General features: G+C 67.4%; 18 protein-coding genes. 3 read left to right on the top strand and 15 right to left on the bottom strand.

Annotation, left to right across the window (positions count from 1 at the left end):
• Positions 1-253: 253 nt before the first annotated feature.
• The gene (locus tag ACV22W_RS06480; RefSeq protein ID WP_448018416.1) at positions 254-2,335 is read right to left on the bottom strand and encodes a hypothetical protein; all 2,082 of its coding nucleotides are present in this window, start codon (positions 2,333-2,335) and stop codon (positions 254-256) included.
• A 233-nt stretch (positions 2,336-2,568) separates the two neighbouring features.
• On the opposite strand from ACV22W_RS06480, the gene ACV22W_RS06475 reads away from it, so the two are divergent.
• Positions 2,569-3,687, top strand: a complete 1,119-nt coding sequence (locus ACV22W_RS06475; protein ID WP_448018415.1) for a helix-turn-helix transcriptional regulator — start codon at positions 2,569-2,571, stop codon at positions 3,685-3,687.
• A gap of 48 nt (positions 3,688-3,735) precedes the next feature.
• Here ACV22W_RS06475 and ACV22W_RS06470 read toward each other — a convergent pair whose 3' ends face one another.
• Positions 3,736-5,925 (bottom strand): TonB-dependent siderophore receptor, encoded by a 2,190-nt coding sequence (locus ACV22W_RS06470; protein WP_448018414.1) that lies wholly within the window; start codon positions 5,923-5,925, stop codon positions 3,736-3,738.
• 459 nt (positions 5,926-6,384) lie between these two features.
• Here ACV22W_RS06470 and ACV22W_RS06465 point away from each other — a divergent pair, with 459 nt between their 5' ends.
• Positions 6,385-8,598: a LamG-like jellyroll fold domain-containing protein gene (locus tag ACV22W_RS06465; protein WP_448018413.1), complete on the top strand. Its 2,214-nt coding sequence runs from the start codon at positions 6,385-6,387 to the stop codon at positions 8,596-8,598.
• 76 nt (positions 8,599-8,674) lie between these two features.
• On the opposite strand, the gene ACV22W_RS06460 is transcribed toward ACV22W_RS06465, so the two are convergent.
• The 13 genes from ACV22W_RS06460 to ACV22W_RS06400 all read right to left on the bottom strand — a co-directional run bounded on the left by ACV22W_RS06460 (position 8,675) and on the right by ACV22W_RS06400 (position 24,263).
• On the bottom strand, positions 8,675-9,862 hold the full coding sequence (locus ACV22W_RS06460; protein ID WP_448018412.1) for a M20 aminoacylase family protein: 1,188 nt from the start codon (positions 9,860-9,862) through the stop codon (positions 8,675-8,677).
• A 50-nt stretch (positions 9,863-9,912) separates the two neighbouring features.
• Complete coding sequence (locus ACV22W_RS06455) at positions 9,913-11,382, bottom strand: aldehyde dehydrogenase family protein (protein WP_448018411.1); 1,470 nt, start codon at positions 11,380-11,382, stop codon at positions 9,913-9,915.
• Positions 11,383-11,443: 61 nt separating this feature from the next.
• Positions 11,444-12,769, bottom strand: a complete 1,326-nt coding sequence (locus ACV22W_RS06450) for an NAD(P)/FAD-dependent oxidoreductase (protein ID WP_448018410.1) — start codon at positions 12,767-12,769, stop codon at positions 11,444-11,446.
• Positions 12,770-12,771: 2 nt separating this feature from the next.
• The gene (locus ACV22W_RS06445) at positions 12,772-13,506 is read right to left on the bottom strand and encodes a cupin domain-containing protein (protein WP_448018409.1); all 735 of its coding nucleotides are present in this window, start codon (positions 13,504-13,506) and stop codon (positions 12,772-12,774) included.
• Positions 13,507-13,596: 90 nt separating this feature from the next.
• Entirely contained in the window at positions 13,597-14,052 is a 456-nt protein-coding gene (locus ACV22W_RS06440) for a helix-turn-helix domain-containing protein (RefSeq protein WP_448018408.1), read from the bottom strand.
• Between the two features lie 11 nt (positions 14,053-14,063).
• Positions 14,064-14,210, bottom strand: coding sequence for a hypothetical protein (locus tag ACV22W_RS06435; RefSeq protein WP_448018407.1), 147 nt, complete (start codon positions 14,208-14,210; stop codon positions 14,064-14,066).
• Positions 14,211-14,235: 25 nt separating this feature from the next.
• Complete coding sequence (locus ACV22W_RS06430; RefSeq protein ID WP_448018406.1) at positions 14,236-15,513, bottom strand: NAD(P)/FAD-dependent oxidoreductase; 1,278 nt, start codon at positions 15,511-15,513, stop codon at positions 14,236-14,238.
• Positions 15,514-15,680: 167 nt separating this feature from the next.
• On the bottom strand, positions 15,681-17,552 hold the full coding sequence (locus ACV22W_RS06425) for an ABC transporter ATP-binding protein (RefSeq protein ID WP_448018405.1): 1,872 nt from the start codon (positions 17,550-17,552) through the stop codon (positions 15,681-15,683).
• A complete protein-coding gene (locus ACV22W_RS06420) occupies positions 17,552-18,511 on the bottom strand; it encodes an ABC transporter permease (RefSeq protein WP_059536200.1) in 960 nt (319 codons plus the stop codon). The genes ACV22W_RS06425 and ACV22W_RS06420 overlap by 1 nt, the downstream gene beginning before the upstream one ends.
• 30 nt (positions 18,512-18,541) lie before the next feature.
• On the bottom strand, positions 18,542-19,495 hold the full coding sequence (locus ACV22W_RS06415; protein ID WP_448018404.1) for an ABC transporter permease: 954 nt from the start codon (positions 19,493-19,495) through the stop codon (positions 18,542-18,544).
• Positions 19,496-19,574: 79 nt separating this feature from the next.
• The gene (locus tag ACV22W_RS06410; protein WP_448018403.1) at positions 19,575-21,158 is read right to left on the bottom strand and encodes an ABC transporter substrate-binding protein; all 1,584 of its coding nucleotides are present in this window, start codon (positions 21,156-21,158) and stop codon (positions 19,575-19,577) included.
• Positions 21,159-21,851: 693 nt separating this feature from the next.
• Positions 21,852-23,390: a methyl-accepting chemotaxis protein gene (locus tag ACV22W_RS06405; protein ID WP_448018402.1), complete on the bottom strand. Its 1,539-nt coding sequence runs from the start codon at positions 23,388-23,390 to the stop codon at positions 21,852-21,854.
• A gap of 204 nt (positions 23,391-23,594) precedes the next feature.
• A complete protein-coding gene (locus ACV22W_RS06400) occupies positions 23,595-24,263 on the bottom strand; it encodes a haloacid dehalogenase type II (protein WP_448018401.1) in 669 nt (222 codons plus the stop codon).
• A gap of 420 nt (positions 24,264-24,683) precedes the next feature.
• On the opposite strand from ACV22W_RS06400, the gene ACV22W_RS06395 reads away from it, so the two are divergent.
• Positions 24,684-25,544, top strand: a complete 861-nt coding sequence (locus tag ACV22W_RS06395) for a GNAT family N-acetyltransferase (RefSeq protein WP_448018400.1) — start codon at positions 24,684-24,686, stop codon at positions 25,542-25,544.
• Positions 25,545-25,546 lie beyond the last annotated feature (2 nt).

Below are 25,546 nucleotides of genomic sequence, written 5' to 3'. Positions count from 1 at the left end.
TGTTGGGCATCGGCATGCGCCCGAAATCAACGGAAAATGATTCGTCCGAGTAACACCGGCGCTGCACGCGTGTGGGCTGCGTGGCCGTCTCCCCCGTCATGCCTGATGAAGTGGCAAGAAAGATATTCACGCTCGAGGGCCGTTCATGAGGTGGCGCCCACCGTCTCGCCACGCCATGACGCAAAAGGGGCTGGCGGGATCGAACATCACCCCGCCAGCCCCGTTCTTACCGGACCTATCTCCCCGCCCCCGGTCACCGGTCGTACTCGAAGGCCTCGGTAAAGAGCGTATCGACCGTGTCGGACCAGCTCAGGTTAACGAACGAGAAGTCGGTTCCGCCCGTCCAGCCGGCCACCGACGGAAACGCGACGCCCTGGTCGCCCGGCACGTTGAGTGTTTCCGCCGCTCCCGGCAGGACCGGCGACGCCGGTGCCGAACCGTTGACGAACGTCGGTACCGTCTGCCCCGACGCGGTCGCGCGAATCTGCACGTTGCCGCGCTTGACGAACGGCAGCCCCACCTTCGACGTCCAGCTCAGCGGGAACGTCGCGCCGCCCGCGAACGTGCTGGCGGTGCCCGGTGTCAGGCTATCGCGCGTGGACTGCGCCAGATCGTGCCACGCATACTGGCGCAGCGCGTCGGGCAACGGCGACGGCGTACGCAGCCGGACCGTAAAGCGCCTGGCCGGCGCCGACGTGTCGCCGTTCTGGTAGACGTCGATCGTATACGCGCTGAACTGCCTGATGTCGGCCAGCTCGGCGGCGCTCAATTGCGGCTTCGCCCATGCTGTGTTGTTGCGCGGCGCATCGCCGGGCCACGTGAACTGGCTCTGGCCGGCCGGGTCCTGCGCGACGCCGGCCAGGCGGAAATTGTTGCGGCACTGCGCATTCTTCGTCAGCGCGGCGAGCTGGGCCGGCGTCTGCCCGCTCGCGATCTGCGCGCGGATGTTCAGCGTGTCGCACGTGCCGCTCGACGGCTGGAGGAACACGCCGTTGCGCAATCCCGGGCCATTGACGATCGCGAAATCCACCGCGCTGCCCGACGCATCGACGGTGCCCACCTGCAGGTTGAGCGAATCGACGAACGCGTTGGTCCCCGTCGACGGATTGGCCGGATTCAGCCAGTCCCATTTCTGCGCGTTCGCGTTCACCTTGCTCAGCACCGCGCGCTGATTGCCGACCACGCGCCAGCCGGTGTCGCCGCTCGCGAGGCCGCTCGCCTGCACCGCGAGTTGGACATGCTGCTGCATGCCGTCGCGAATACCGTCGGCGCGCGTCCACGCGAGCTTGACCCACATCGTGTCGCTGGCGACGACGCGGATGACTTCCGGCAAGCTGAAGCTGGCATCGTTCATCGCATCGTCGGCCACGATGCCCGGCGCGCCGCCGGCATGCGCGCCGAACTCCTGGTCGGCCGACATGCCATTGTTGAGATAGGCAGCGGGCACGCCTGCGTTCCGTGCGCCCGACGCTACGCCGTCGACGAAGATCAGGCCGCACGCCGATACGTTGCCCCCGACGCGCGCCGCGCCGGTCGAACCGGCGAAACACCGATTGAGCGCACTCTGCAATCCCGCCAGGTCGCTCGCGCTCGGCAGGTTCGACACCACCGTGCCGTTGATGGTCGCGGCGGCGGGCAGGCTGGCCTTGTCGGTCGGTTGCGGCGCGACACCGGGGGCGAGCTGAAGCTGCACCGGCGTATCGCTGGACGCGCCCGCCACCGAGCTGATCTGTACGCCGCCATCCGGCAACACGTTGATCTTCACCTGGTCGAGCAGCCGGTCGAGCCCCGGCCCGCCAGCGATCAGCGGGCCGGAAATCAGGTCGACACCCGTATTGCCGGTTGCGGTCAGCAGGTCGACCAGCGCCGACGCATAGGCCTGCACCGTGGTGGCGACCGCCTGTGCGGTGACCTTGCTCTGCAGCAACCCGGTGTCGGCCAGCAGCTTGGTCGGGTTGTCGCCGATGATCGTGGCGGCGATCGCATTCGTGATCGGCGTGATGTTGATCGTCTGCGTGCCGGCCGTGGCACTGAGTGCGATCAACGTGGCTTGAGAATCCGCGACGTTGCCGTAAGCGGACAACGCGAAAGGCGCGGTCAGCCCGGTCACGGTGCAATGAAACGCGCCGGTCGTGGCGTCGGCCGGACAGTCGACCGATTTGCCGGTCGCATCCATGAGTTTGACCGTCGCGGCCTGCATGGCCGCGCCGGCGGCCGCGACGCCGCTGACCGTCTGCGCGGCGGGTTCTGATGATGACGAAGATGAACTGCCGCCGCCCCCGCAAGCGGACAGCACCAGCGCGGCAATACCCCACACGACAGGTTTGAGTGTCATTGTTTTTCCCCTGTGATTCTTCTGGTTATCAGGTGCGATACGCGACGCGCATGCACGCTGATCGGAATTCTCGCAAAGGCGATTTTTGCAATCATCATTCAGGTGAATGAAAATCCGGAAACAATGCGGTACTGAAGGAAAATAACCTGTGTTGGCCTGAAACAAATTCGGTATTCGAATCAATATTCGTCAGATAAAACATACATACAAAATCATTACGCGGCGGGGGCAACATGCAACGGGACCAGCTCATCGGGGACCTCTACGAGGCCGCCCTGTGCCCGGACGGATTTCTCGAAGTCTTCCATCGGGTATCCGAATCGCTCGGCGCAAACATCTTTCACATGTTCAGCTGGGACGTCGCGCGCAATGCACCGAAATTCTCGATCTATTCGCCGCGTACGGAACTCGACTCGATCGTCGCTCTCTACGACCAGTATTACGGCGCACTCGATCCGCGCCGACGTTTCGTCGAGAACGCCCCGCTCGGCGAATTCGTTTGCTGCCAGGATCATCTGACCGAGCGCGATGTCGAGCGCAGCGAATTCTTTCAGGACTATCAGATTCCGTCGGGCATTCGCTACCTGATGGGGATGCGCTTCGCGCGCCCGGGCAGCGACGACATCCTGCTCGGCTTGCTGAGAGCGCACGGTCGACCGCCGTATTCGTCTGAGGAACGCGCGAACCTGACGAGCATGGCCGGGCATCTGCAACGCGCGATCAACCTCTGGCAGGACGCAAACGTGCTGCGTCGGGACGCTGCGCTCGGCAACGAACTGATGGAGGAACTGGGTTTGTCCATCTTCGCGCTCGACCGGCATTCGCGCGTCGTATTCGTCAACCGGGCGGCAGAATCGATGTTGCGCGCCACCACTTGCCTCAAGCTCGAACATGGGCATCTGAGCGCGACGAGCGCGCCGCAGAACGATGCACTCAAGGCGGCCGTCGCACGTGTCGCGCAGACCCGCAAAAGCGAGAACCTTGCGTTGTCCGGCACCGTGAGCGCCGCGCACGAAATCTTTCTCGGCATCGCTTCGCTGTCCGGACAAGCACGCCACGGCGCACTCGGCGACGCGGCGATACTGGTCACCGCCAGACGTCGCAGCGCCGCTCCGCTCGTCGTCGCCCAGCAACTGCGGCAGGCATTCGGCTTGACGAGCGCGGAAGCCGCCGTTGCCGAAGCATTGATCGGCGGCAAGACGCCGGAGGAATGCACGGCCATCGCCGGCGTGTCGCTCTCGACCGTTCGCACCCAGTTGCGCGCGATCTACGAGAAGACGCATTCCCGAAATCAGGCCGAGGCGGTCGGGCGGATGCTGTGGGTACTACCGCAGCACGTGCGCGACGGGTGATCGCGCGAAACCGCGAGCCACCGACGTATCGAAAAGCGGGGGTCGCGACTACCAGTTGTATTTCGCGCTCGCCAGCACCGTTCGCTCGTTGCCGAACACGCATACCGCGTACGACTGGCAGCCGCTGACGTAGCGCCGGTCGAACAGGTTCGCGACATTCAACGCGAGCCGCCAGTGGCGCAGGTCGTAGTGCATCGCCAGGTCGTACAGCGTGGTGCTCGGCACCGTCAGCGAATTGTCCGGCGCACCGGCCAACGCGCTCTGGTAGCGCACGCCGGCACCGATCCCGACGCCCGCCAGCGCGCCGCCGTGCCAGGTCCAGTCCGCCCACAGCGACGCCATCTGCCGCGGCAGCGGCACCGACACCGGCCAGTTGTTCAGCGACGCATCGTTCGCCTGCACGTTCTTGACGTCCTGGTAGGCGTACGACGCGACGATCGACAATTCGCGCGTCACCTTCCCGACCGCGCTCAGCTCGACACCGCGCGAACGCACCTTGCCGGTCTGCACGGACGACGTGCCGGTGGGATCGAGACTCGGCGGCGCCGGCGTCACGACGTTGGTCTGATCAATCCGATAAACAGCCGCCGTGAGCATCAGGTTCCGGCCGGGCGGCTGCCAGTGCAGCCCGGCCTCGGTCTGCTTGCCGCGCGTCGGTTTCGGCAAGCCGCCGCCGTACATGCGCACGCCGATCACCGGATCGAACGACGTCGAGTAGCTGACGTAGGGCGCCAGCCCCGCGTCGCCCTGCCACGTGAGCCCGATGCGCCCGGAAAATGCATTGACGTCCTGTTGCGTGCCCGTACCGGCCGCCCGGTCGTCGAAACGCGCGTTCACGCGATCCTCGCGACCACCGAGCGTGAGCGTCCAGCGATTCCAGCGGATCTGGTCCTGCGCGTACGCGCCGAGCGTGTTCATCGCCGTGTACTGATCGAAACGCCCGAGCGACGTCCGGCCGGAGAAAATCGAGGCCGTCACCGGACGATAGACCGGGTGATACAGGTTCAGCGACGGCGCCAGCGCGAGCCACACGCTGTTGGTCGTCGTCTGCCGGTCGAACTGCAGGCCGAGCAGCAGCGTGTGTTCGAGCGGGCCGGTGGCGAAGCGCGCCCGCGCGCGGTTGTCGATGTCCAGCCGGCTGTAGTTCAACTGGAACAACCCCGCGGTGCGCAACATGTTGGTCGTGCTGCCGGGTACGAGCCCGTTGCCGAACACCGTCGCGTCGTCGAGCGACAGCCGCGACCAGCGCACATCCTGTTGCAGCGTCCATATCGAATCGACGCGATGCTCGAGCGCGTAGCCGAGCGACCATTGTTTCTTCCGATAGTCGTTGAACGCCGGGTCGCCCATGTAGATATCCTGCGACAGGCGCCCGTTCGGGTTCGGCAGCACCGTGCCCGACGCCGGCAGGAAGTTCGACGAGATGTCGCCATGATCCTGCAGGAACGATGCGGATACCGTCAGCGACGTGTCGGGCGTCGAGCGCCAGCGAAACGACGGCGCCACCGCGACGCGCCGGTCGGCGTTCGGGCCGGTCGCCGCGTTGCCGTCGCGCGCGACGCCGACGAAGCGGTACGCATACTTGCCGTCCGGATCGAGCGTGTCGCCGACGTCGAGCATGCTCTCCTTGCGCGCATCGTTGCCGATCTGCACGCCGGCTTCGCGAATGCGCTCGCCGTCGGCGAGCTTGGTGTGCGCATCGGCGATCGCGCCGGGCTCGCCCGCGCCGTACAGCACCGACGTCGGCCCGCGCAGCACGGCGATCGAGTCGATCGTGTAAGGATCGACTCGCCAGTTTGCGATGACCGCCGTGTTCGGCGCAGGCATGCCGTCAACATACAGCGTCGGCGTGAAGCCGCGCAGTGCCGAATACCAGTCGGTCCGGCTGTCGGCGCCGAACGTCGCGAAGCCCGGCACGTAACGCAATGCCTGGTTCAGATCGGTCGCGCCCGTCATCTCGATCTGCTGCGCGGTCACGAGGTTGGTCGTCTGCGGGATCTCGGCGACGGGCGTGTCGGTCCTGGTCGCGGTGGCCGTGCGCAACCCGACCAGCCCGAGCGACGCACGGTCGGCCTCGCCGTTCACGTCGATCTTCGGCAGCAGCGTCGCCGCGTCGGCTGGCGGCGCCGTCGCCGTGCCCGATGCCTGCGCGTGTACGCCGCCCGCGGCCGCCGCGCACAACGTTCCCCCGGCCGCGATCGCGATTGCGCGTCGCACCGAACCTGTCGCCGTTCCCATCGTTTCGATACTCTCCGTCGTGCCGTCGCGGCCCCGCCGCCGCGTGTGTTGTCTGCCGCGCGCGAATCGATGCGCGTCGATCGATCGCGTCGTTTGCGAACGCTTGCCGCAGCCTGTCGGCCCGAAAACGATCTGAGACCCAAACGATGTCGTATGTTGTGCGACAACATAATGAAATAGTGGGAATCTATCGCTTTGGACACCTGAGAAGCTTGCCGCTCGCCGGCCGGCGACGATCATATCTCGCAAACGTTTCAATCGCCATTTATTTTCATATTATTAGCATGTTAATCACCCAATCGATCACAATTGGCCTCCCGAAAATATGTCGCGCACCGCGTCAGTTCGTGGTCGAAAACACCAATGCTTCCGGTAAAATCCGCGTCGTCATGCGATGACTGATTTCAGATGGCGTTGCCTCTTTTCAGCTGAGTCCCGTCAAGGAAGGACGCACACAACATGAACGACTCGCAGCTTCGGCTTGAATCCGGCGCGCGCATTTCCCGGCGCACTTTCCTTTACAGCATCGGCGCGCTCGCACTTTCCGCTTGCGGCGGCACGGGCGCGAGCGAAAGCGTCAGCGGCACCACGGCCGCCGCGTCCGCCAACCGTGCGCTCGCGCGCGTGGCCACGGGCACCCCGGCCATCGCCATGACCGACGCGTTCGCGCATCCCGGCCTGCTGCACACCCAAGCCGATTTCGAACGGATCGCGCAGAAAGTGGCGGCCGCCGCATCGCCATGGCGCGAAGGCTGGAACACGTTGATCGCGAACGGGCATGCGCAGTTGTCGTGGTCGCCGCGCCCGCAGGCCGTCGTCACGCGCGGCGGCACCGGCTCGCAGAACTACGCAGTGCTGTACAGGGACATCGCGGCCGCGTATGCGTGTGCGCTGCGCTGGAAGATCTCGGGCGACACCGCATATGCGGACAAGGCCGTGCAGATCATGAATGCGTGGTCGTCGACGCTGCAGAATCTCGCCGGCGACTCGAACGTCGATCTGGCGGCCGGCATCTACGGCTATGAATTCGCGAACGCCGGCGAGATCATGCGCACTTACCGCGGCTGGGCCGCCGCCGACTTCGCCGCGTTCCAGACGATGATGGCCGCCAGGTTCTACCCGATCAACGCCGATTTCCTGAACCGCCACAACAACACCGACATCACGCACTACTGGGCGAACTGGGATCTGTGCAACATCGCGTCGATCATGGCGATCGGCGTGCTGTGCGACGACCACGCGAAGTTCGACGAAGCCGTCAACTACTTCATCGACGGGCCCGGCAATGGCGCGATCGCGCAGGCCGTCTACTACCTGCATCCCGGCCATCTCGGCCAATGGCAGGAGTCGGGCCGCGACCAGGGGCACAACACGCTCGGCATCGCGCTCGGCGGTGCGATCTGCGAAATGGCGTGGAACCAGGGCGTCGACCTGTACGGGCACGACAACAACCGTTTCCTCGCGGGTGCCGAATACGTCGCGAAGGCGAACCTCGTGCAGCCGGACGGCACGTTCCTTCCGGTGCCGTACGCGCCGTATGCGAACGTCGATGTCACGCAGGCGCAATTCTCGACCGCCGGCCAGGGAGTGATCCGCCCGTGCTGGGCGCTCGTCTACAACCATTACGTGAACCGCAAGGGGCTGTCCGCGCCGTGGTCCGCGAAGTTCGCTCGCGCGATCCAGCCCGAGGGCGGCGGCGGCAACTACGGCGAAGCGAGCGGCGGATACGATCAGCTCGGCTACGGCACGCTGACGTGCACGCGCGACCCCGCTGCGCCCGCAACCGCACCGAGCGGGCTCACCGCGTGGCCGGCCGCCGAGCGGGTCGTGCTGTCGTGGTGGGGCGTCGCGAACGCAGCGAGCTACGACGTGAAGCGTGCGTCCGTCGCCGGCGGACCGTACACGACCGTTGCCAGCGGCATCGTCGATCCGCTGACGTACACGGACACGCCCGCGGAAGGCGTCTGGTACTACGTGGTCAGCGCGCGGACCGCGGCGGTCGAGTCCGCGAATTCGCCGGAAGTCGTCGCATCGACGGCGCTGCAACTGCATACGCTGCTGACCTTCGACGAGACAGGCGGCACGATTTCGGCGGATGCAAGCGGCAACGGCCATGCGGCCACACTCGCCGGCGGCACATCGCACGTCGCGGGAAAGCGCGGCAACGCGGTGTCGCTCGACGGCTCCAGCGGCTACGTCGCGCTGCCGAACGACATCGTCGCCGACGTGTCGGACTTCACGATCGCGACGTGGGTCAACTGGCGCGGCGGGCAGACGTGGTCGCGCATCTTCGATTTCGGTTCGGGCACCGGACGCTATCTGTTCGTCACGCCGAAAAGCACACACGGGACGATGCGCTTCGCGATCACGACCAATGGCGGGCATGGCGAGCGCGTGATCGACGGCAACGCCGCACTGCCGGCCGGGCAATGGGCGCACGTCGCGGTCACGCTTTCGGCCACGACCGCGACGCTCTACCTGAACGGCAATGCGATCGGCTCGGCGAGCGACGTCATCTTCGCGCCGTGGCGCATCGGCAAAACTGCGCAGAACTGGATCGGACGCTCGCAGTATCCGGGCGACCCATTCTTCAACGGCGCGATCGACGAATTCCGCATCCATCGCGGTGCGATGTCGGCCGCGCAGGTGAAGGCACTCGCTCAGGGCGCTTGACGCGTGCCCAGGTTCCGAATGTGCGTCGCGGCGGGCGGCGCCTCCGCTGCCCGCCGCTGCGACGTCGCGCACGCACTCACGGCGATCGCCGGAAGTAATGCTGCGCCAACGCGACCCAATACCGGACCCCGGCCGGAATGATGTCGTCGTTGAAATCGTATTTCGGGTGATGCAGCGCCGGCGCGGCCGTTCCTGCCGGCGCGTTGCCGATCAGCACATAAGCGCCGGGGCGCTCCTCGAGCATGAAGCCGAAGTCTTCGGACGTCATGTTCGGCGCAACGTCGGCGTAAAGGTGTGCGTTACCGAAGGTGTCGCGAATCACCGCTTCGCAGAGCGCGGTTTCGGCCGGCGTGTTGACCGTCGCCGGGTAGTACTGAAAGAACTCGACGTCGACTTGCGCGCCATGAGCGTGCGCGAGCGCCTCGCACATGAGCCGGACGTCGCGCTGCAACTGTTGCTGCAATGCGGACGACAGCGTGCGAATCGTCCCGCGCAGCTCGGCGCTGTCCGGAATGACGTTGTCCGTCGTTCCCGCATGGAACATGCAGACGGAAATGACGGCCGGATCCACGGGATCCTTGTGCCGCGCGGCGATGGTCTGACACTGCAGCACCATCGAACAGGCGAGCGGGACGGGATCGATGCCCAGGTGCGGCTGCGCCGCATGCGCACCCTTGCCGGTCACCGTGATCCTGAACCGGCAGCCCGCGGCCATGATCGGCCCCGTGCGCAACCCGAAATGCCCGGCCGGCAAACCGGGCCAGTTGTGCATGCCGAATACCGCTTCCGTCGGACATCGCTCGAACAGCCCGTCGTCGATCATCTTCCGCGCGCCCGCGCCGCCCTCTTCGCCGGGCTGAAACACGAAATGAACCGTGCCCGGCAACTGCGGCAGGTCCTTCAGCACGCGCGCGGCGCCGAGCAACATGACGGTATGCCCGTCATGCCCGCACGCATGCATGATTCCCTGCGCGCCGGATGCGTGCGCGAAATCATTGGCTTCCTGGATCGGCAAAGCATCCAGGTCCGCTCGGAGCACGATTCCGCGGCGCGGGTCCGCACCAGGCAGGCTCGCGACGACACCCGTGCCGCCCAGCCCGCGCGTCACCGCATAGCCGAGCTCTTCGAGCTCGCGCGCGACGACGTCGGCCGTCCTGTGTTCCTCGAATCGCAATTCGGGATGCGCATGCAGGTCGCGACGCAAGGTCGCCCAGTGCGCGTGATACGCTTCCAACGACGTCTCGGGGATGCTGGCGTTTTCCAATTTCGACACCCTTGCAAGGCAAACCGGTTCAAGTCGGGACTGCGGCCGCGTCAATCATGAAACCCGAGGATCGACTTGACCTCCATGTACTCTTCCATCCCTTCGATCCCGTATTCGCGGCCATTGCCCGACTGCTTGTATCCGCCGAACGGCGCCTGAGGGTCCCACGCCGGGTAGTTCACGTGCACCTGCCCCGAGCGGATGCGCGCGGCCACCTCCCGTACGCGCTCCTTGTCCGTGCCCTGCACGTGTGCGCCGAGTCCGTAGACCGTGTCGTTCGCGATGGCGACGGCTTCGTCGATTGTGTCGTAAGGCAGGATCGCGAGGACCGGGCCGAAGATCTCCTGCTGCGCGATCGCCATGTCGGTGCGCACGTCGGAAAAGATCGTGGGCCGCGCATAGAAACCGCGATCGAATCCCGCCGGCCGCCCGGGGCCGCCTGCGATCAGCTTCGCCCGTTCGTCGATGCCCGCATCGATCATTTGCGCGACCCGACCGAACTGCGCGCGATTGGCCAGCGGGCCATGCGTCGTCGCCTCGGCGAACGGATCGCCGACGACCATGCGTTCCATTGCCGCGACGGCCAGCGCCTCGACGCTGCCCAGCACGCCGCGCGGCACGATCAGCCGGGTCGGCGCGCTGCACGACTGGCCCATGTTCCGGAACGCGGCGGCAACGCCCGGCGCGATGGCGCGCGACAGGTCCGCATCGGGCAACACGATGTTCGGCGACTTGCCGCCCAGCTCCTGCGCGACGCGCTTGACGGTCGGCGCCGCCGCCTGCGCAACCAGCACGCCTGCGCGCGTCGAGCCGGTGATCGACACCATGTCGACCTCCGGGTGCGACGCGAGCGACGCGCCCACTTCCGTGCCGCTGCCGCTCACCAGGTTGAACACGCCCGCGGGCACGCCCGCATCGGCGATCACTTCCGCGAACAGCAACGCGCTGAGCGGCGACAGCTCGCTGGGTTTCAGCACCACCGTGCAGCCCGCCGCGAGCGCCGGGCCGACCTTCGCCGTGATCTGATAGATCGGCCAGTTCCACGGCGTGATCAGCGCGCATACGCCGATCGGCTCGCGCACGATCGCGGTCGTCCCGCGCAGGGTCCGGAACGGATAGCTGGCCAGATTGTCGCGCGCGACCCGGATATGTTCGGCCGCGAGCGGCACGTGAGCGCTGCGTGCATAGCCGATCGGCGCGCCCATTTCCAGCGCGAGCGCCATGGCGAACCGTTCGGCACGCTCCAGGATCAATGCGTGAATGCGATCGAGCAGCGCGGCGCGTTCTTGCGGCGACGTCGCGGACCAGCGTTCGAACGCATTGCGCGCGGCCCGCACCGCACGGTCGGTGTCGCGCGCGTTGCCGAGCGGGATGTCGCAGAGCACGTCTTCGGTGGATGGGCAGACGACCGCAAACCGGTCGCCGCCGTCAGGCAAGACCCAGTCGCCGTCGATGAAGAAGCGATCGAGCCTGCCGGCTTCCATCAGGTGGCGAACCGGTGAAGCGATGGGTGAAGTCATTACAGGGTGTCCTTGAGTCGATGGCATGGGCCCACGAACGGCCGAAGCCGCGGTCTGCCGACTAGAAATCGGCAACCTTGCCCCACGCGGAATCGCCGAACCGGCCCGGCCGATACGGTACCGGGTCCACGATCGGTTGCGCCCCCGTGGCGAGATCCGCGATCAGGTGACCGGCGCCGGGGCCGATGCCGAAGCCGTGACCGGAAAAGCCTGCCGCCAGGATCAATCCCGGCACGCCCGGCACTTCGCCGATGCCCGGCACGCCGTCCGGCGTGCTGTCGACGAACCCGGCCCATGCGTGCGTGATCGTCGATTCGCGAAGTTCCGGGAGCAGTTCGACGGCACGTCGATACGTTTCGGCGACCGTCGGCATATCGGGCTTCGGATCCAGGATGCGCACCGCCTCCATCGGCGTCGGCGCATCGAGGCGCCACCGCTTCAGCGTTTCGTGGCCGCCGCGCATCCCTTCGAGGCCGCCCGGCAGAAGATTGCGCCAGCGCTTCGCGAACATCGGCACGAACTGCGGCGCGAATCGCAGGAATTGCGGCGTCACGTCCACGCGTGCGCGGCCGCTGATGGCCAATGCGTAGCGTCCGTCGCCGCGACGCGTCACGGACACGCCGGAGGTGTACAGCGCATCCGGCAAGCGCTGTTCGACGGGCGACACGCTCAGAATCGACTGGCGGATCGACGCCTGCGGAAACCGGATACCGAGCTGACGGCAAAACGACGACGCCCACGCGCCGCCGGCGAGCACGACCGTCCTGGTCCTGATCACGCCGGCTTCCGTGACGACGCCGCTGACGCGCCCGCCCTCCAGCTCGATGCCGCGCGCCGCGCAGTGCTGGTTGACGCTGCCGCCGAGCTTCATGAACGCGGCCGCCACGGCCGGCGCGGCCTTCCCCGGGTCGGCCGTGCCGTCGCTCGGCGAGAACACGCCGCCTTTCCACGGCCGCCCGGTCGCGTTCCCGCGCTCGGCGGCCTGCTTGCTGTCGAGCATGTACGTCGTCACGCCCGCGGTCTTCGCGAAATCGCCCCAGCTGGCCCAGCGCGACAGCTCGGCCTCGTCGTTGCTCAGATACAGCAGCCCGCAGCGATGAAAGCCCGTGTCTTCGCCGGATTCGGCGGCGAATCGTTCCCACAGATCGATGCTCTTGCTTGCCATCGGCAATTCGCGTTCGTCGCGGTTCTGCTGCCGGCACCAGCCCCAGTTGCGGCTCGACTGCTCGGCCCCGATTCGGCCCTTCTCGACAAGCGCGACCGACACGCCGCGCCGGGCCAGGTAGTAGGCGGTGAAGACGCCGATGATGCCGCCGCCGATCACCACGACATCGGCCGAAGCCGGCGGCGTGGACGGCGTTTCGATTTGGCGCAACGGAGGGGACATGTTCAGTCTCGTTCAGTTGATACGTTGACGTTCTGCACGACGTAGAATTTCGCCACGCGTTCGCTGCTTTCCCATCCGATCGATGCGCCGCGCGGCACGAAGAGCGCGTCGCCGGCGCCGAGCGACAGCACGCTGCCATCCGGCGCGGCAAACCGTACGCTGCCGGCGAGCAGGAGCATGAACTCGTTCACGCGATGCGGGCGAACGATCCGGTGATAGGGCGTGGAATCCCACGTGCCCGCGCAGTATTCGGCGCCGTCGTCGATGAACACGTTGTCGCTGCGGCATTGCGGCGCCGGGCCGAGCAGCACCTCGGCCGGCAGCGATGCGGACGGCTTGAAGTCGGCGTCGGAACGCAGCGGGAACACGCCGCGCTTCGTCGGTTCCGTGCATGCAGCCGCGCAGAACATGACGAGCACGTGCGATTCCGCGGTCACGCGTAGCGCCGTGCCGCCGCCGATGACCGCCCCCTCCCCCGGCCCCAGCACCAACGGTGCGGCGCCCGCCGCTTCGAGCGTCAGCTCGCCTTCGACGACGACGATGGTCTCGATGTGCGGATAACTCGAGACGTCAAGCTCGCCAACGAAACGGATACGCCCCGCGGCCATCGCGTCGGCCCCCTCCCACGCGATCTCCCGATGGCGCGCGAAAGGATCGCGCTGCCCGAATGCCTGCTTGCGAAAGGCGGTTGTATTGGCCATGCCGTCGGCACGATGCAACACGAAAACTGCGGTCATTTCTGCTCCTGCCCAGTGCGCGACGATGTTGTCGAGAGCCCGTCGCGCGGTATCGGAAATCGTTGTTCGCGGACGTCACCCGCGGCGCGCCTATGCAACGTGACACGACGCTTCGCTGCGTTCGACGCGTGGGCGCGTCGACGACGTTCGCGCCGGCGCGTCACCCGGCCGGGCGATCACGTAATCGCGCGGCGTGATCCCGAGCACCCGCCGGAAATGCCGGCACAGATGGCTCTGATCGAAGAAGCCGACCTCGGTCGCGACGACCGACGGCGCCAGACCGGCGCGCAGCAAGTCCTGCGCACGCCGCACACGCACCAGACACAGATACCGGTGCGGCGACACGCCGACTTCGCCGCGAAAGCGCGCGGTGAAACGCGACACGCTCAATCCGGCCACCGCCGCGAGCGTGTCGAGATTCAGCGGCTGCGCGAACGACGCATCGATCGTGCGCAGCACGTCGTCGATCGCCGGCGAGACGGGCTGCGGAACACGCGATGCGCGCGGTATCGCGCCATCAAGCGAATCGCGGAACGGGGTGACCATGCTCGCCGTCCTCATGCGATCGTCTTCACGGCAGCGCCTTGTGCGGCGAAATGCGCGATCGAGCACGGCTCGATCGACTCGGCCATCGTGTCACCGACGTCCGTCCCGTCGCGGCGGCGGTCATCCAAGGCAATCAGGCAAACGAATCCTGCAGTCATATCGAATCCTCCCGGAGCAGCCGCTTCAATGCAGGAAATCCTGCATCCGGTAATACGCGCCGACGAACGGCAGGAACCACGCTTGCCCGAAATGGCCAGGCATCGCCGGCCAGTCGAGTTCGCGCCACGGATTCGACGCGGCCGCGCCGTACAGCACGTCGGCCATCACGCGGCCCATGTGCACGGACATCTGCACGCCGTGGCCGCTGTAGCCCATCGAGTAATAGAGCCCCTCGTGCTGGCCCGCGCGCGGCAGCCGGTCGGCGGTGATGTCGACCAGCCCGCCCCAGCAATAATCGAGCCGCACGTTCGCCAGTTCCGGGAAATAGCCGGCCATGCCGGCGCGCAGGATCTCGCCGCTTTTCGCATCCGACCGCGGGCTCGACATCGCGAAGCGCGCGCGGCCGCCGAACAGCAGGCGGTTGTCGGGCGTCACGCGGAAGTAGTTGCCGATCTGGCGCGACGTGACGTACGCACGGCGATGCGGGAACAGCCGGTTCAGTTGCGCGTCGGGCAGCGGCTCGGTCACGACGATGAAACTGCCGACCGGCGCGATGCGCCGCCGGAACCACGCGAACGGGCCGTGCTGCGACGTGCCGGTCGCGACCAGCACGCGATCGGCGACGAGCGTGCCGCGCGTGCAGGTGATCGCGTGGCGCTCGCCCTCGATCCGTTCGAGCCGCGTGACGGCCGCCTGCTCGTAGATGCGCGCGCCCGCCCGCACGGCTGCCTGCGCGAGGCCGACGCCGAACTTGCCCATGTGCATCTGCACGCCGTTACGCTGCAACAGCCCGCCGTAGAAGCCGTCCGACGCGACTTCATCGCGAATCCGCGACGGCTCGATCAGCTCGATGTCGGGATCCACGTCACGCCGCAGCACGTCGAACGTCTTCGCCAGTCCCGCGAAATGCTGCGGCTTCGCGGCGAGCTTCAGCTTGCCGGCACGCCGGAAATCGCAGTCGATCGCATGTTCGTCGACGATCGCCTCGACGCTCTTCACCGCGCTTTCGTAGGCGCGATAGAACCGCCTGGCGGGTTCGGCGCCGATCCGCGCGGCCAGCGATGCGTAGTCCTGCGCGACACCGGTATTGCACTGGCCCCCGTTGCGGCCGGATGCTTCGCCCGCGATCTGTGCGGCTTCGAGCACGACCACCGATACGCCGCGCTGCGCCAGCGCGAGCGCCGCCGACAGGCCGGTGAAGCCGCCGCCGATCACGGCGACGTCGGCGCGCCCTTCGACGGGCCCTTCGCAGCCTGCACGAAACGCGGGGCGCGTATCCAGCCAGTACGATTCGAATTTCATCGGATCCTTCTCGAGCATTCCGTCGACAGCGATCGGTGATCGCCCGTTGAAAGCCATTTAATCACCGTCAAAAAGCGCGGTTGCCGCGTATTCACGCACGGCGCACGCACGATCCACCGTTTTGCACGACCGCAGCAGCAGACTATGCGGATCGCCGCGCGGCGCCCCTACAAACGCACCGGCTGCACCGGCGCGGCACCCTCCGCCGGCTCGGCCTGGAAGCGCGCGAGATCTTCCTCGCTGCGATGGCACAACACCTGCGCGCCGTTCTCGAGCGTGCGCATCGCGGGCGCGGTCCGGTTGCACACGCCGTCCACCCGCATCACGCAGCGCGACAGGAACGGACACAGCTCGGTGTCGTCGGCGCTCGCGCCGATCGGCACGAGCGGCCGGTGGCAGCGCTCGGCCGCATCGTCGAGCCAGCCAGCGCGCAACTCCGGTGCCGACGACACGAGCAGATGCGAATACGGGTGGTACGGCGGCGCACAGAGCGCGTCGCGGCTACCCGTTTCGACGCGGCGGCCCGCGTACAGCACGACGATGTCGTCGCTGACCGCGCGCACTTTCGCGATGTCGTGCGTGATGAACACGTACGACACGCCGAGCTTCGCCTGCAGGTCGCGCAGCAAATCGATGATCGCGGCGCCGACCACGGTGTCGAGTGCCGACGTGACCTCATCGCACAGAATCAGGTCGGGCTCGGCCGCCAGCGCGCGCGCGAGGTTCACGCGCTGCTTCTGTCCGCCGGACAGCTCGCCGGTGCGCCGCGCGGCCACCGCCAGCGGCAGCCGCACGAGTTCGAGCAGCTCCGCGACCCGCTGCCGCGCACGCGCGCCCTTGATTCCGTGATAGAACGCGAGCGGCCGCGCGAGCGTGCGCTCGACGGTATGCACCGGGTTGAGCGCGGTATCGGCGTTCTGGAACACGATCTGCACGCGACGGTGCTGCTCCTTGGTGCGTTTGCCGATATCGAGCGCGAGCGGCTCGCCGTCGAGCAGAATCTGCCCGGCCGTCGCCGGCACGAGGCCCGCGATCACCTTCGCGAGCGTCGTCTTGCCCGAGCCCGATTCGCCGATCACGCCGACCGTCTGCCCGCGCCCGATGCGCAGGTCCACTTCGTGCAGGATCACCTTCGCGGGCCAGCCTTTCGCGGTACGGCCGCCGTAGCCGGCGACCGCGCCGCGCACGTCGAGCAGCGGTGCCGGCGCGGCGCTCGCCGCTTTCGCATCGCGTTCGGCATCGCTCGGCGTCACCGCCGCGATCAGGCTCTGCGTATACGGATGCGCAGGCGCATGCAGGATCTGTTCGGTATCGCCCGCTTCGCGGATCACACCGTCGCTCAGCACGACGATCCGGTCGGCCATCTGCGCGACCACGGCCAGGTCGTGCGACACGTAGACGGCGCTCATCCCGCAGCGCCGGATCACGCTCTTGAAGGCCTGCAGCACGTCGATCTGCGTGGTCACGTCGAGCGCGGTGGTCGGCTCGTCGAGGATCACCAGCTCCGGATCGGTGATCAGCGCCATCGCGGCCATTAGCCGCTGCAGCTGGCCGCCCGACACCTGATGCGGATAGCGTTTGCCGATCGTCTCGGGCTCGGGCAGCGCGAGCGCGCGGAACAGCTCGACCGCCTTCGCCTGCGCGTCGCGCTTCGACAGCGTCTTGTGGATCAGCGCGCTCTCGATCACCTGGTCGAGAATCGTGCGCGACGGGTTGAACGCGGCGGCCGCGCTCTGCGCGATGTACGCGACCTTGCGGCCGCGCAGCGCGGCCAGCGCCGGTGCGGGTAGCGTGCAGACATCGGTGCCGCCGAGCTTCACCGAGCCGCCCGCGATCCGGCAGCCGGCACGCGCATGGCCCATCAGCGACAGCGCGATCGTGGTCTTGCCGGAGCCCGATTCGCCGATCAGTGCGAGCACCTCGCCACGCCCGATATCGAAATCGACGCCGTGGACGATCGTCGTTTCCTCGCCGCCCGGCCGGCCGCCGACCACGCGCAGCCCGCGCACCTCGACGAGCGGAGTCGAATCGTGTCGCATCAGTGTTCTCCGGCGGCAGCGGCCGCGCCCTTGCGGCGGCCGCGATGCGGCAGGCCGTCGATCAACAGGTTGACGCCCACCGTCAGGATCGCGATCGCGACCGCGGGCATGATCGCGACGGCCGAGCCGTCGCCGAGGCTCGCGATGTTCTCGCGTACGAGCGAGCCGAGGTCCGCGTATGGCGGCTGCACGCCGAGCCCGAGAAAGCTCAGGCCGCTCAGCAGCAGCACGACGAACGTGAAGCGCAGCCCCGTATCGGCGAGCATCGGGTGGATCATGTTCGGCAGCATCTCGACGCACGCGATGTACAGCGCGCTTTCGCCTCGGGCGCGTGCAACCTGCACGAATTCGAGCGTGCTGATGTTGACCGCCAGCGCCCGCGCGATCCGGTACGAGCCCGGCATGTAGCTGACCGCCGCGGTCAGGACCAGGAGCGGCAGCGATGAGCCGAACGCGGCGACGAACATCAACGCGAACATCTTCGAAGGAATCGACGTGAGCGCATCGAGCAGCCGGCTCATCGTCTCGTCGACCGCGCGGCCCGACACCGTCGCGAGCAGCCCGAGCGTCGTGCCGGTCAGCGCGGCGAGCAGCACCGCCGCGAGCGCGAGCAGCACGGTCAGGCGCGTGCCGTACAGGATCCGGCTCAGCATGTCGCGGCCGAGAAAGTCGGAGCCGAACGGCAGCTTCGCGCTGAACGGCGCGAACACGTCCGGCGTGACGATCGCGCCGACGTCGTGCGGCGCGAGCAGCGGCGCGAATGCCGCGATGAACAGCATCAGGCCGACCATCGACAGGCCGACGCGGCCGCCGGTCGTCAGTTTCACGCGCGCGGCGCGGCGCTTGCGCGGCTGGTCGGGGGCGGGCGCGGCGGGCGGCGTCGCGCCGCTCCACGGCGGAGGTGGATCGCCGGACGGCGGCAGCGCGCTGCTGCGTTGAACGGGTTCGGTCGGGTGCATGGGCGGCATCTCGGAAGAAGGACGGGACGCTCAGGTCCGCAGTCTCGGGTTCGACACGATCGAGCACAGGTCGGCGAACAGCACGAGCGTCAAATAGGCGACGCAGAAGATCAGCGTGCACGCCTGGACCAACGGGAAATCGCGGTTGCCGACGGCGTCGACCATCAGGCTCGCGAGGCCCGGATAGTTGAAGATCGTCTCGACGACGATCACGCCGCCGAGCAGATACGACAGGCTCAACGCGACCGCATTGGCGATCGGGCCGATCGCGTTCGGCAGCGCATGGCGCAGCACGACACGCGCGGGGCTCGCGCCCTTGAGCACGGCCATCTCGACGTACGACGCGCTCAGCTGCTCGATCACCGCGGCGCGCGTCATCCGTGCCATCTGCGCGATCACGACCGCGCACAGCGTCAGCACCGGCATCGCATACGCGCGCAAGAAATCGTGCAGGCTTTCGATCGGGCCGCTGTACGACAGCGCGGACAGCCAGTGCAGCTTCACGGCCAGCACGAGCACGGCGACCGTCGCGATCAGGAATTCCGGCGTCGCGACGAGCGACAGCGTGCCGAGGCTGATCACGCGATCGACCGCCGATTCGCGCTTGACCGCCGCGAGGATCCCGAGCAGCAGCGCGATCGGCACCGACACGGCGGTCGTGATCGCCGCGAGCGCGAGCGATTTCGGCAGGCGTCCGCCGATCATCTGCGACACCGGCATGTCGCCGGACAGCGAGCGGCCGAAATCGCCGTGCAGCAGCCCGGCGAGCCAGTGCAGGTAGCGCACGTGGGCCGGCATGTCGAGGCCGAACTGCTGACGCAGCGCGGCGACCGTCTCCGGCGTCGCGGACTGGCCGAGCGCGGCCTGCGCGGCGTCACCCGGCAGCAGGTTCGTGATCGTGAAGATGATCGCGGACACGATCAGCAGCGTCAGCGCGGTGACCGCGATGCGCCGGCCGATCAGCCCGAGCAGGATTCGATTCATGAAGCGGCACTCCGGAAAAGGTCGCGCGCGACCGGGGCGGTGGCCCGCACCGGTCGCGCGGCGGCGGCACGCGTCGAGCTCAGGCGTTCCACCACACGTGCTCGGCGAACATGAAGCCCATCATTCCGCCGGTCGGAATCGAGCCGAGGCCCGCGAGCCGCTTGTCGTAGCCGTCGAGGAAGCTGATGAAGGCCGGAATGCCGACCCGGCACTGCTGCGCGACGAGCACCTGCATGTCGCCATACATCTGCTTGCGCTTCGCGTCGTCGGTTTCGGATCGCGCGGCGAGCAGCAACTGGTCGAACTTCGCGTTCTTCCAGCCCGACTCGTTCCACGGCGCATCCGACTTGAAGAACTGCGTGAACACCACGTCGGCGCTCGAGCGCGGGTTGATGTTGCCGAAGCCGAGCGGATGCTTCATCCAGTGGTTCGACCAGTAACCGTCGGGCGACACGCGGTTCACCTGCAGGTTCAGCCCGATCTTCTGGCCGGCCTGCTGCAGCAGCACGGCCATTTCGATCGACCCGTTCGCGTCGGACGTCGCATAGATCGGCGGCAGCGTGGCGCCCAGCGCGCCCGCCTTCTGGAACAGGAACTTCGCCTTGTCCGGATCGTGCGGCCGCTGCGGCAGCGATGCGTTGAAGTAGCGATGCCCCGGCGGGATCGGCTGGTCGTTGCCGATCACCGCGTAGCCGCGGAACACCGCCGAGCGGATCTGCTCGCGATCGAACAGGTACTTCATCCCTTCGACGAAATCCGGGTTCGCGGTGATCGGGTTGTCGCTGCGCACGATCAGGTCGGTGTAGAGCCCGGACTTGGTTTCCTGCAGCGCATAGCCCGGCGTCGACGCGACCCGCTGCGTCGAGCGCGGATCGATCGCGTTGATCAGGTGCACGTCGCCCGACAGCAGCGCGTTCAGGCGCGCGGCGCTGTCGCTGATGCCGATCAGCTCGATCTCGTCGAGGTACGGCATCCCCGGCTTGAAGTAGCTGTCGTTGCGCACACCGACGGTCGACACGCCCGGCTTGAACGATTTCAGCTTGTACGGGCCGCAACCGATGCCGGTGCTGAAGTCGGTCGTGCCGTCCTTGACGATCACGAGCTGCGGCGTCGCGAGGATCACCGGCAGATCGGCGTTCGCGCTGGCGAGCGTGAGCGTGACCTCGTCCGGGCCGCTCGCTTTCGCATCGGCGAACTGATCCGCGAGCGGCTTGACCTTCGAGGCCGTGGCCGCGTTCTTGTGGCGCATCAGCGAGAACACCACGTCGGCCGGCCCGACCGGTTTCCCGTCGTGGAACGTGACGCCCTTGCGCAGCTTGATGATCCACGTCTTCGCGTCGGTCGTCTGCAACGACTGCGCGAGATTCATCTGCGGCGTCAGGCTCGCATCGAGCTGCGTGAGGCCGCTGTAGAACATGAAGAAACGAATGTAGTCGGCGCCCGTCGAGCCCTTGGCCGGGTCGAGCGTGTCGGCCGTCGAACTCGATTCGTTCGCGACCCGGATCTTGCCGCCGCGCTTGGGCGCCGGCGCGGCGAACGCCGATTGCACGTCCATCAGCAGCCCGCCGCCGCCGACGGCCATCATGCCGCTCGCCGCCATGACCCGCATCATGTCGCGGCGCGTGAAGCCGCCCTTGCCGCCGTTGTCGATATCGTCGCTCATCCGAACTGCTCCTGACTGTGGAAAGTGGGTCTGGGGTCCAGCGTGGTTCGAGAAATCCGTCGCGCCGCCTGCTGGTAGCGGGCGCGACGTCATGCGCATTGAGTTCATTTAAGCATCGCCAAAATGCGGGTTGTCGCAATTCGGGGCGGCTGCACGATACGATTCGACCGTTTTGGACCACCTGCGCAGCATGATTTGCTGCGCGGCCACGCGTGCCGCCGTTTGCTCGATGCCGCGTCGCGACGGCTGCGCAGCACGTGCGCGACGAAGGAAATCGTAAAGCGATGGACGCGGCAGATTGCGCCGACAAAATTGGCGATTCGGCATCCGAAGCGCGTTCGGCTCACGCAAACCGCATGTTTGCGTGGAATGCGCACTCGCGGCCGTCCGTGCCCGAAACGACCGGAACGCTCGCGTGCGCATGCGACGGCGGGGGCCGGCCGCGACGACGCCCGCACCCTGAAAGATCGGGAGATTGCCGCGACGTTGAAGCGGCTTTGCGAGACGACCGGAATACGGCCGGATTGCCCGATGCGGGCACGAACCCGTGGCGCGGCGCCAGGCCGCGATTCCCGGCCGTGATGCGACCGATGCCGTCAATGTCGGCGCGTCGGCGCGCACGCCGGACACATGCCGGCGCGGCGAGAGGGAGACGAGATGACGTCGTTGCCGGCAGATGCCGGCACGCGGCCGTCAGGCAGCCAGCCTGAACACCGAGACGGCGGCCCGCAACCGTGCTGCCTGTTCATCCAGCGAGGACGCGGCCGCGGCCGCCTGCTCCACCAGCGCGGCATTCTGCTGGGTCACTTCGTCCATTTGCGCGACCGCGAGGCCGACCTGCTCGATGCCCGTGCTTTGCTCGGCGGATGCCGCCGAGATCTCGCCCATGATGTCGGCCACCCGGTCGATCGACCGGACGATCTCCGTCATCCGCGCACCCGCCGTCTCGACGAGCCGGCTGCCGCTGCCGACCCGCTCGACCGACGCCTCGATCAATCCCTTGATGTCCTTCGCGGCCGCCGCGCTGCGCTGCGCGAGCGAGCGCACCTCCGAGGCCACGACCGCGAACCCGCGCCCTTCCTCGCCGGCCCGCGCGGCCTCGACCGCGGCGTTGAGCGCGAGAATGTTCGTCTGGAACGCGATGCTTTCGATCACGACGGTAATGTCGGCGATCCGCACCGATCCGTCCGAAATCTGCCGCATCGTTTCGACGACTTCGCGCACGGCCGCGCCGCCGAGTTCGGTCGCCTCCTTCGCGTGGGTCACGAGCGCATTCGCCTGACGTGCATTGTCGGCGTTCTGTTTGACCGTCGACGTGATCTGCTCCATGCTCGCGGCCGTTTGCTGCAGCGACGCGGCCTGTTCCTCCGTGCGCTGCGACAAGTCCAGATTGCCTTGCGCGATCTCGCCGGTGCCGACGGCAATCGAGTGGGTCGTGGTCTGGATTTCGGCGATGGTCTCGGTCAGTCGCGCCTTCATGTCGGCGAGCGCGACGATCAGGCTGCCCGGCGCGGCGTGCGCCGTATCGAACTGCACGCCCAGTTCGCCGGCGGCGATGCGGGCCGCGATCTCGGTCGCGTGCGCGGGCTCGCCGCCCAGCGTCCGCCGCACGCTGCGCAACACGCCCCACGCGATCGCTGCGAGCGCCGCGGCAATGACGAGCGTGATGGCGCCGAGCAGCTGCGCAAGCCGCGTAAACGCGGCGTTGATATCGTCGTAGAAGAATCCCGTGCCGATCCACCAGTCCCACTCCGGAATGGCGACCACGCCCTGGAGTTTCGGCTCCACGTCCGCGTCCGGGCTGCGCTTGATCAGCACGTCGACGAGCGCGAAATGCGCCTGGGCCATTCCGGCGCGGTACGCCTCGCTGTCGGTCATGCCGCCGGTCGTGCGGTTGCCCTTGGCGCGGGTGCCGATGAACTTCGCGTTCGGATGCACGAGGTTGACGCCGTCGGACGTCGTCACCCAGTAGTAGCTTTTCGAGTTCGCATTGAGCGCGGACAACGCGGCCTTGGCCTGCTGCTGGGCCTGTTCCCGCGTGAGCGTGCCGTTCGCCTGCATCGCGCGATACGCGTCGACCAGATGCTCGGCTTTGGTCAGAAGAATGACGATCTCTTCACGACGGCTGTCGACCAGCGCGTCGCGCAGCGTGTGCAGCGACATCGCGGCAAGCAATGCAACGCCGAGCAGCGCCGCGGCGACGAGCATCAGCAGTTTCGTGGACAACTTCATGCGGAGGGCCTCGCGATATTAACCGTTCGGTACATATATCGGCCCGGTTGGCCCTGCCTTGAATGGCTCCGTATCGGTAATTACCCTCGATTCGTGCGGTGATCGCACGCGTAAAGCGGAACGACCGGCGCGCCCCCCCCCCCGTCGATCGCGACGGGCACGGCCGCGCGCGGGGCACCTCGCCCCACGCCGGCGCGGCGTCGCTTACAGCCCGAGCTGCGTCGCGAGATGGCCGATGTCCGACACCTCGTAGTAGTTGTAGAACGGCGTGCCCGGCTCATGGCCGCGATTGACGAATGCCTTGTGCCGGATGCCGAGATCCTCGGCCGTCATCAGGTCGTAGCGCAGGCTCGACGACACGTGCAGCACATCCTCCGGCTTGCAGCCGAGCTTGTCGAACATGTATTCGAAGCCCTGCATCCGCGGCTTGTACGACTGCGCCTGCTGCGCGGTGAACACCGCATGGAACGGCGCGCCGAGCTTGTCGACGTTGCTCATGATCTGGTCGTCCGACGCGTTCGACAGGATCACCAGCTTGTACTTCGTGGCAAGCCGCGAAAGCCCGGCCGGCACGTCCGGATGCGGGCCCCACGTCGGCACCGCCAGATAGAAGCGCTCGGCCTCCGCCTCGTCGAACTTCACGCCGATCCGCGCGCAGGTGCGCCGGATCGCATTGACGACGACCTCGCGGTACGGTTTCCACGCACCGAGCACTTCGTCGAGCCGATACGCGGCGAACGCGCGCACGAATTCCTCGAGCGCGACCGGCGACAGCCGGTCCGCGTAGACCTCGCGCGCCATGTCGGCCATCCGGAAGCGGGTCAGCGTGCCGTAGCAGTCGAACGTGATGTACTTCGGTTCAAATTGGATCATGTGACGTCCTGTCGGTGTGAAGCCCCGGCAGGGCCGGGGACGGGCTGGGTTCAACGAGATTGAATCAGGACAAAAAATCCGTCGCGCATCGTTCGACGCGGCTCGAAACGCAGATTCGCCGCGTGTTGCAGGCTGCGGGCAGCACGATCTGCGGCGTGATCGTACGCGGCACCGGCCGGTAAACTTCACGACCCGTCATGCGCGGCCACGTTTTCATCGTAGCGGCATTCCCACAGCAGAAGCTGTCGCAATGACGGGTCGCTTCGGCATGCAGCGCGCGTTCGCCCGGGCCGATCGAGCCGGATTGCGTCGATCTCGCACGACCGCCCGCCGACGCCGGAAAACAGGCGAATCGTCCTATCCGCGCCGTGGTGGCGCTGGCAGAGTCGATATGTCATTCCTACCCATCCGGAGTCCGGCGTGGCCGACCTCAATTCTTCCAGCACGCTTACCTATCGCCCGTTCGCCGAAACCGACCTGCCCGCCGCGCACCGGCTGTCGGAGGCAGTCAAGTGGCCGCACCGGCTCGACGACTGGCGCTTCGCATTCCAGCTCGGCAGCGGCTTCGTCGCAGAAGACGAAGCCGGCATCGTCGGCACCGCGCTCGGCTGGCGCTTCGGCGAGTCGCACGCATCGCTCGGCATGGTGATCGTGTCGCCCGAGCGCCAAAGCCGCGGCATCGGCCGCGAACTGCTCACGCGCGTCGTCGACAGCCTCGGCGCGCGCACGATCTTCCTGCACGCGACACCGTCCGGCGAACCGCTCTACGTGAAGTTCGGCTTCGAGGCGATCGGCACGATCGACCAGCACCAGGGCGCCGCGTTCCAGCCGCCGCTGATCTCGCTGCCGCCGGGCGAGCGCCTGCGCCCGCTCGGCACCAACGACGGCCCGCGTCTCGCCGCGCTCGCATCGCGCGCGGCCGGCTACCCGCGCGACGCAGTGATCGATGCGCTGCTCGGCGTCGCCAACGGCATCGCACTCGACCGCGACGGCGAACTGCTCGGCTTCGCGCTGTTCCGCCGTTTCGGCCGCGGGCACGTGATCGGCCCGGTGGTCGCACCGGACGCGCTGCGCGCGCAGGCACTGATCAGCCACTGGCTCGCGCTGCACGAAGGCATGTTCGTGCGCCTCGACGTGCCGGGCGATAGCGGCCTGTCGGACTGGCTGCAGGGGCTCGGCCTGCCGCGCGTCGATACCGTCGTCGCGATGGCGCGCGGCGCGGCGCCGGCCCGCGATCCGGCACTGCGCGCGTTCGCGATCGTCAATCAAGCGCTCGGCTGAGC

This window comes from Burkholderia sp. AW49-1 (assembly GCF_053427845.1).
This window is presented reverse-complemented; position numbering and strand designations above follow the sequence as displayed.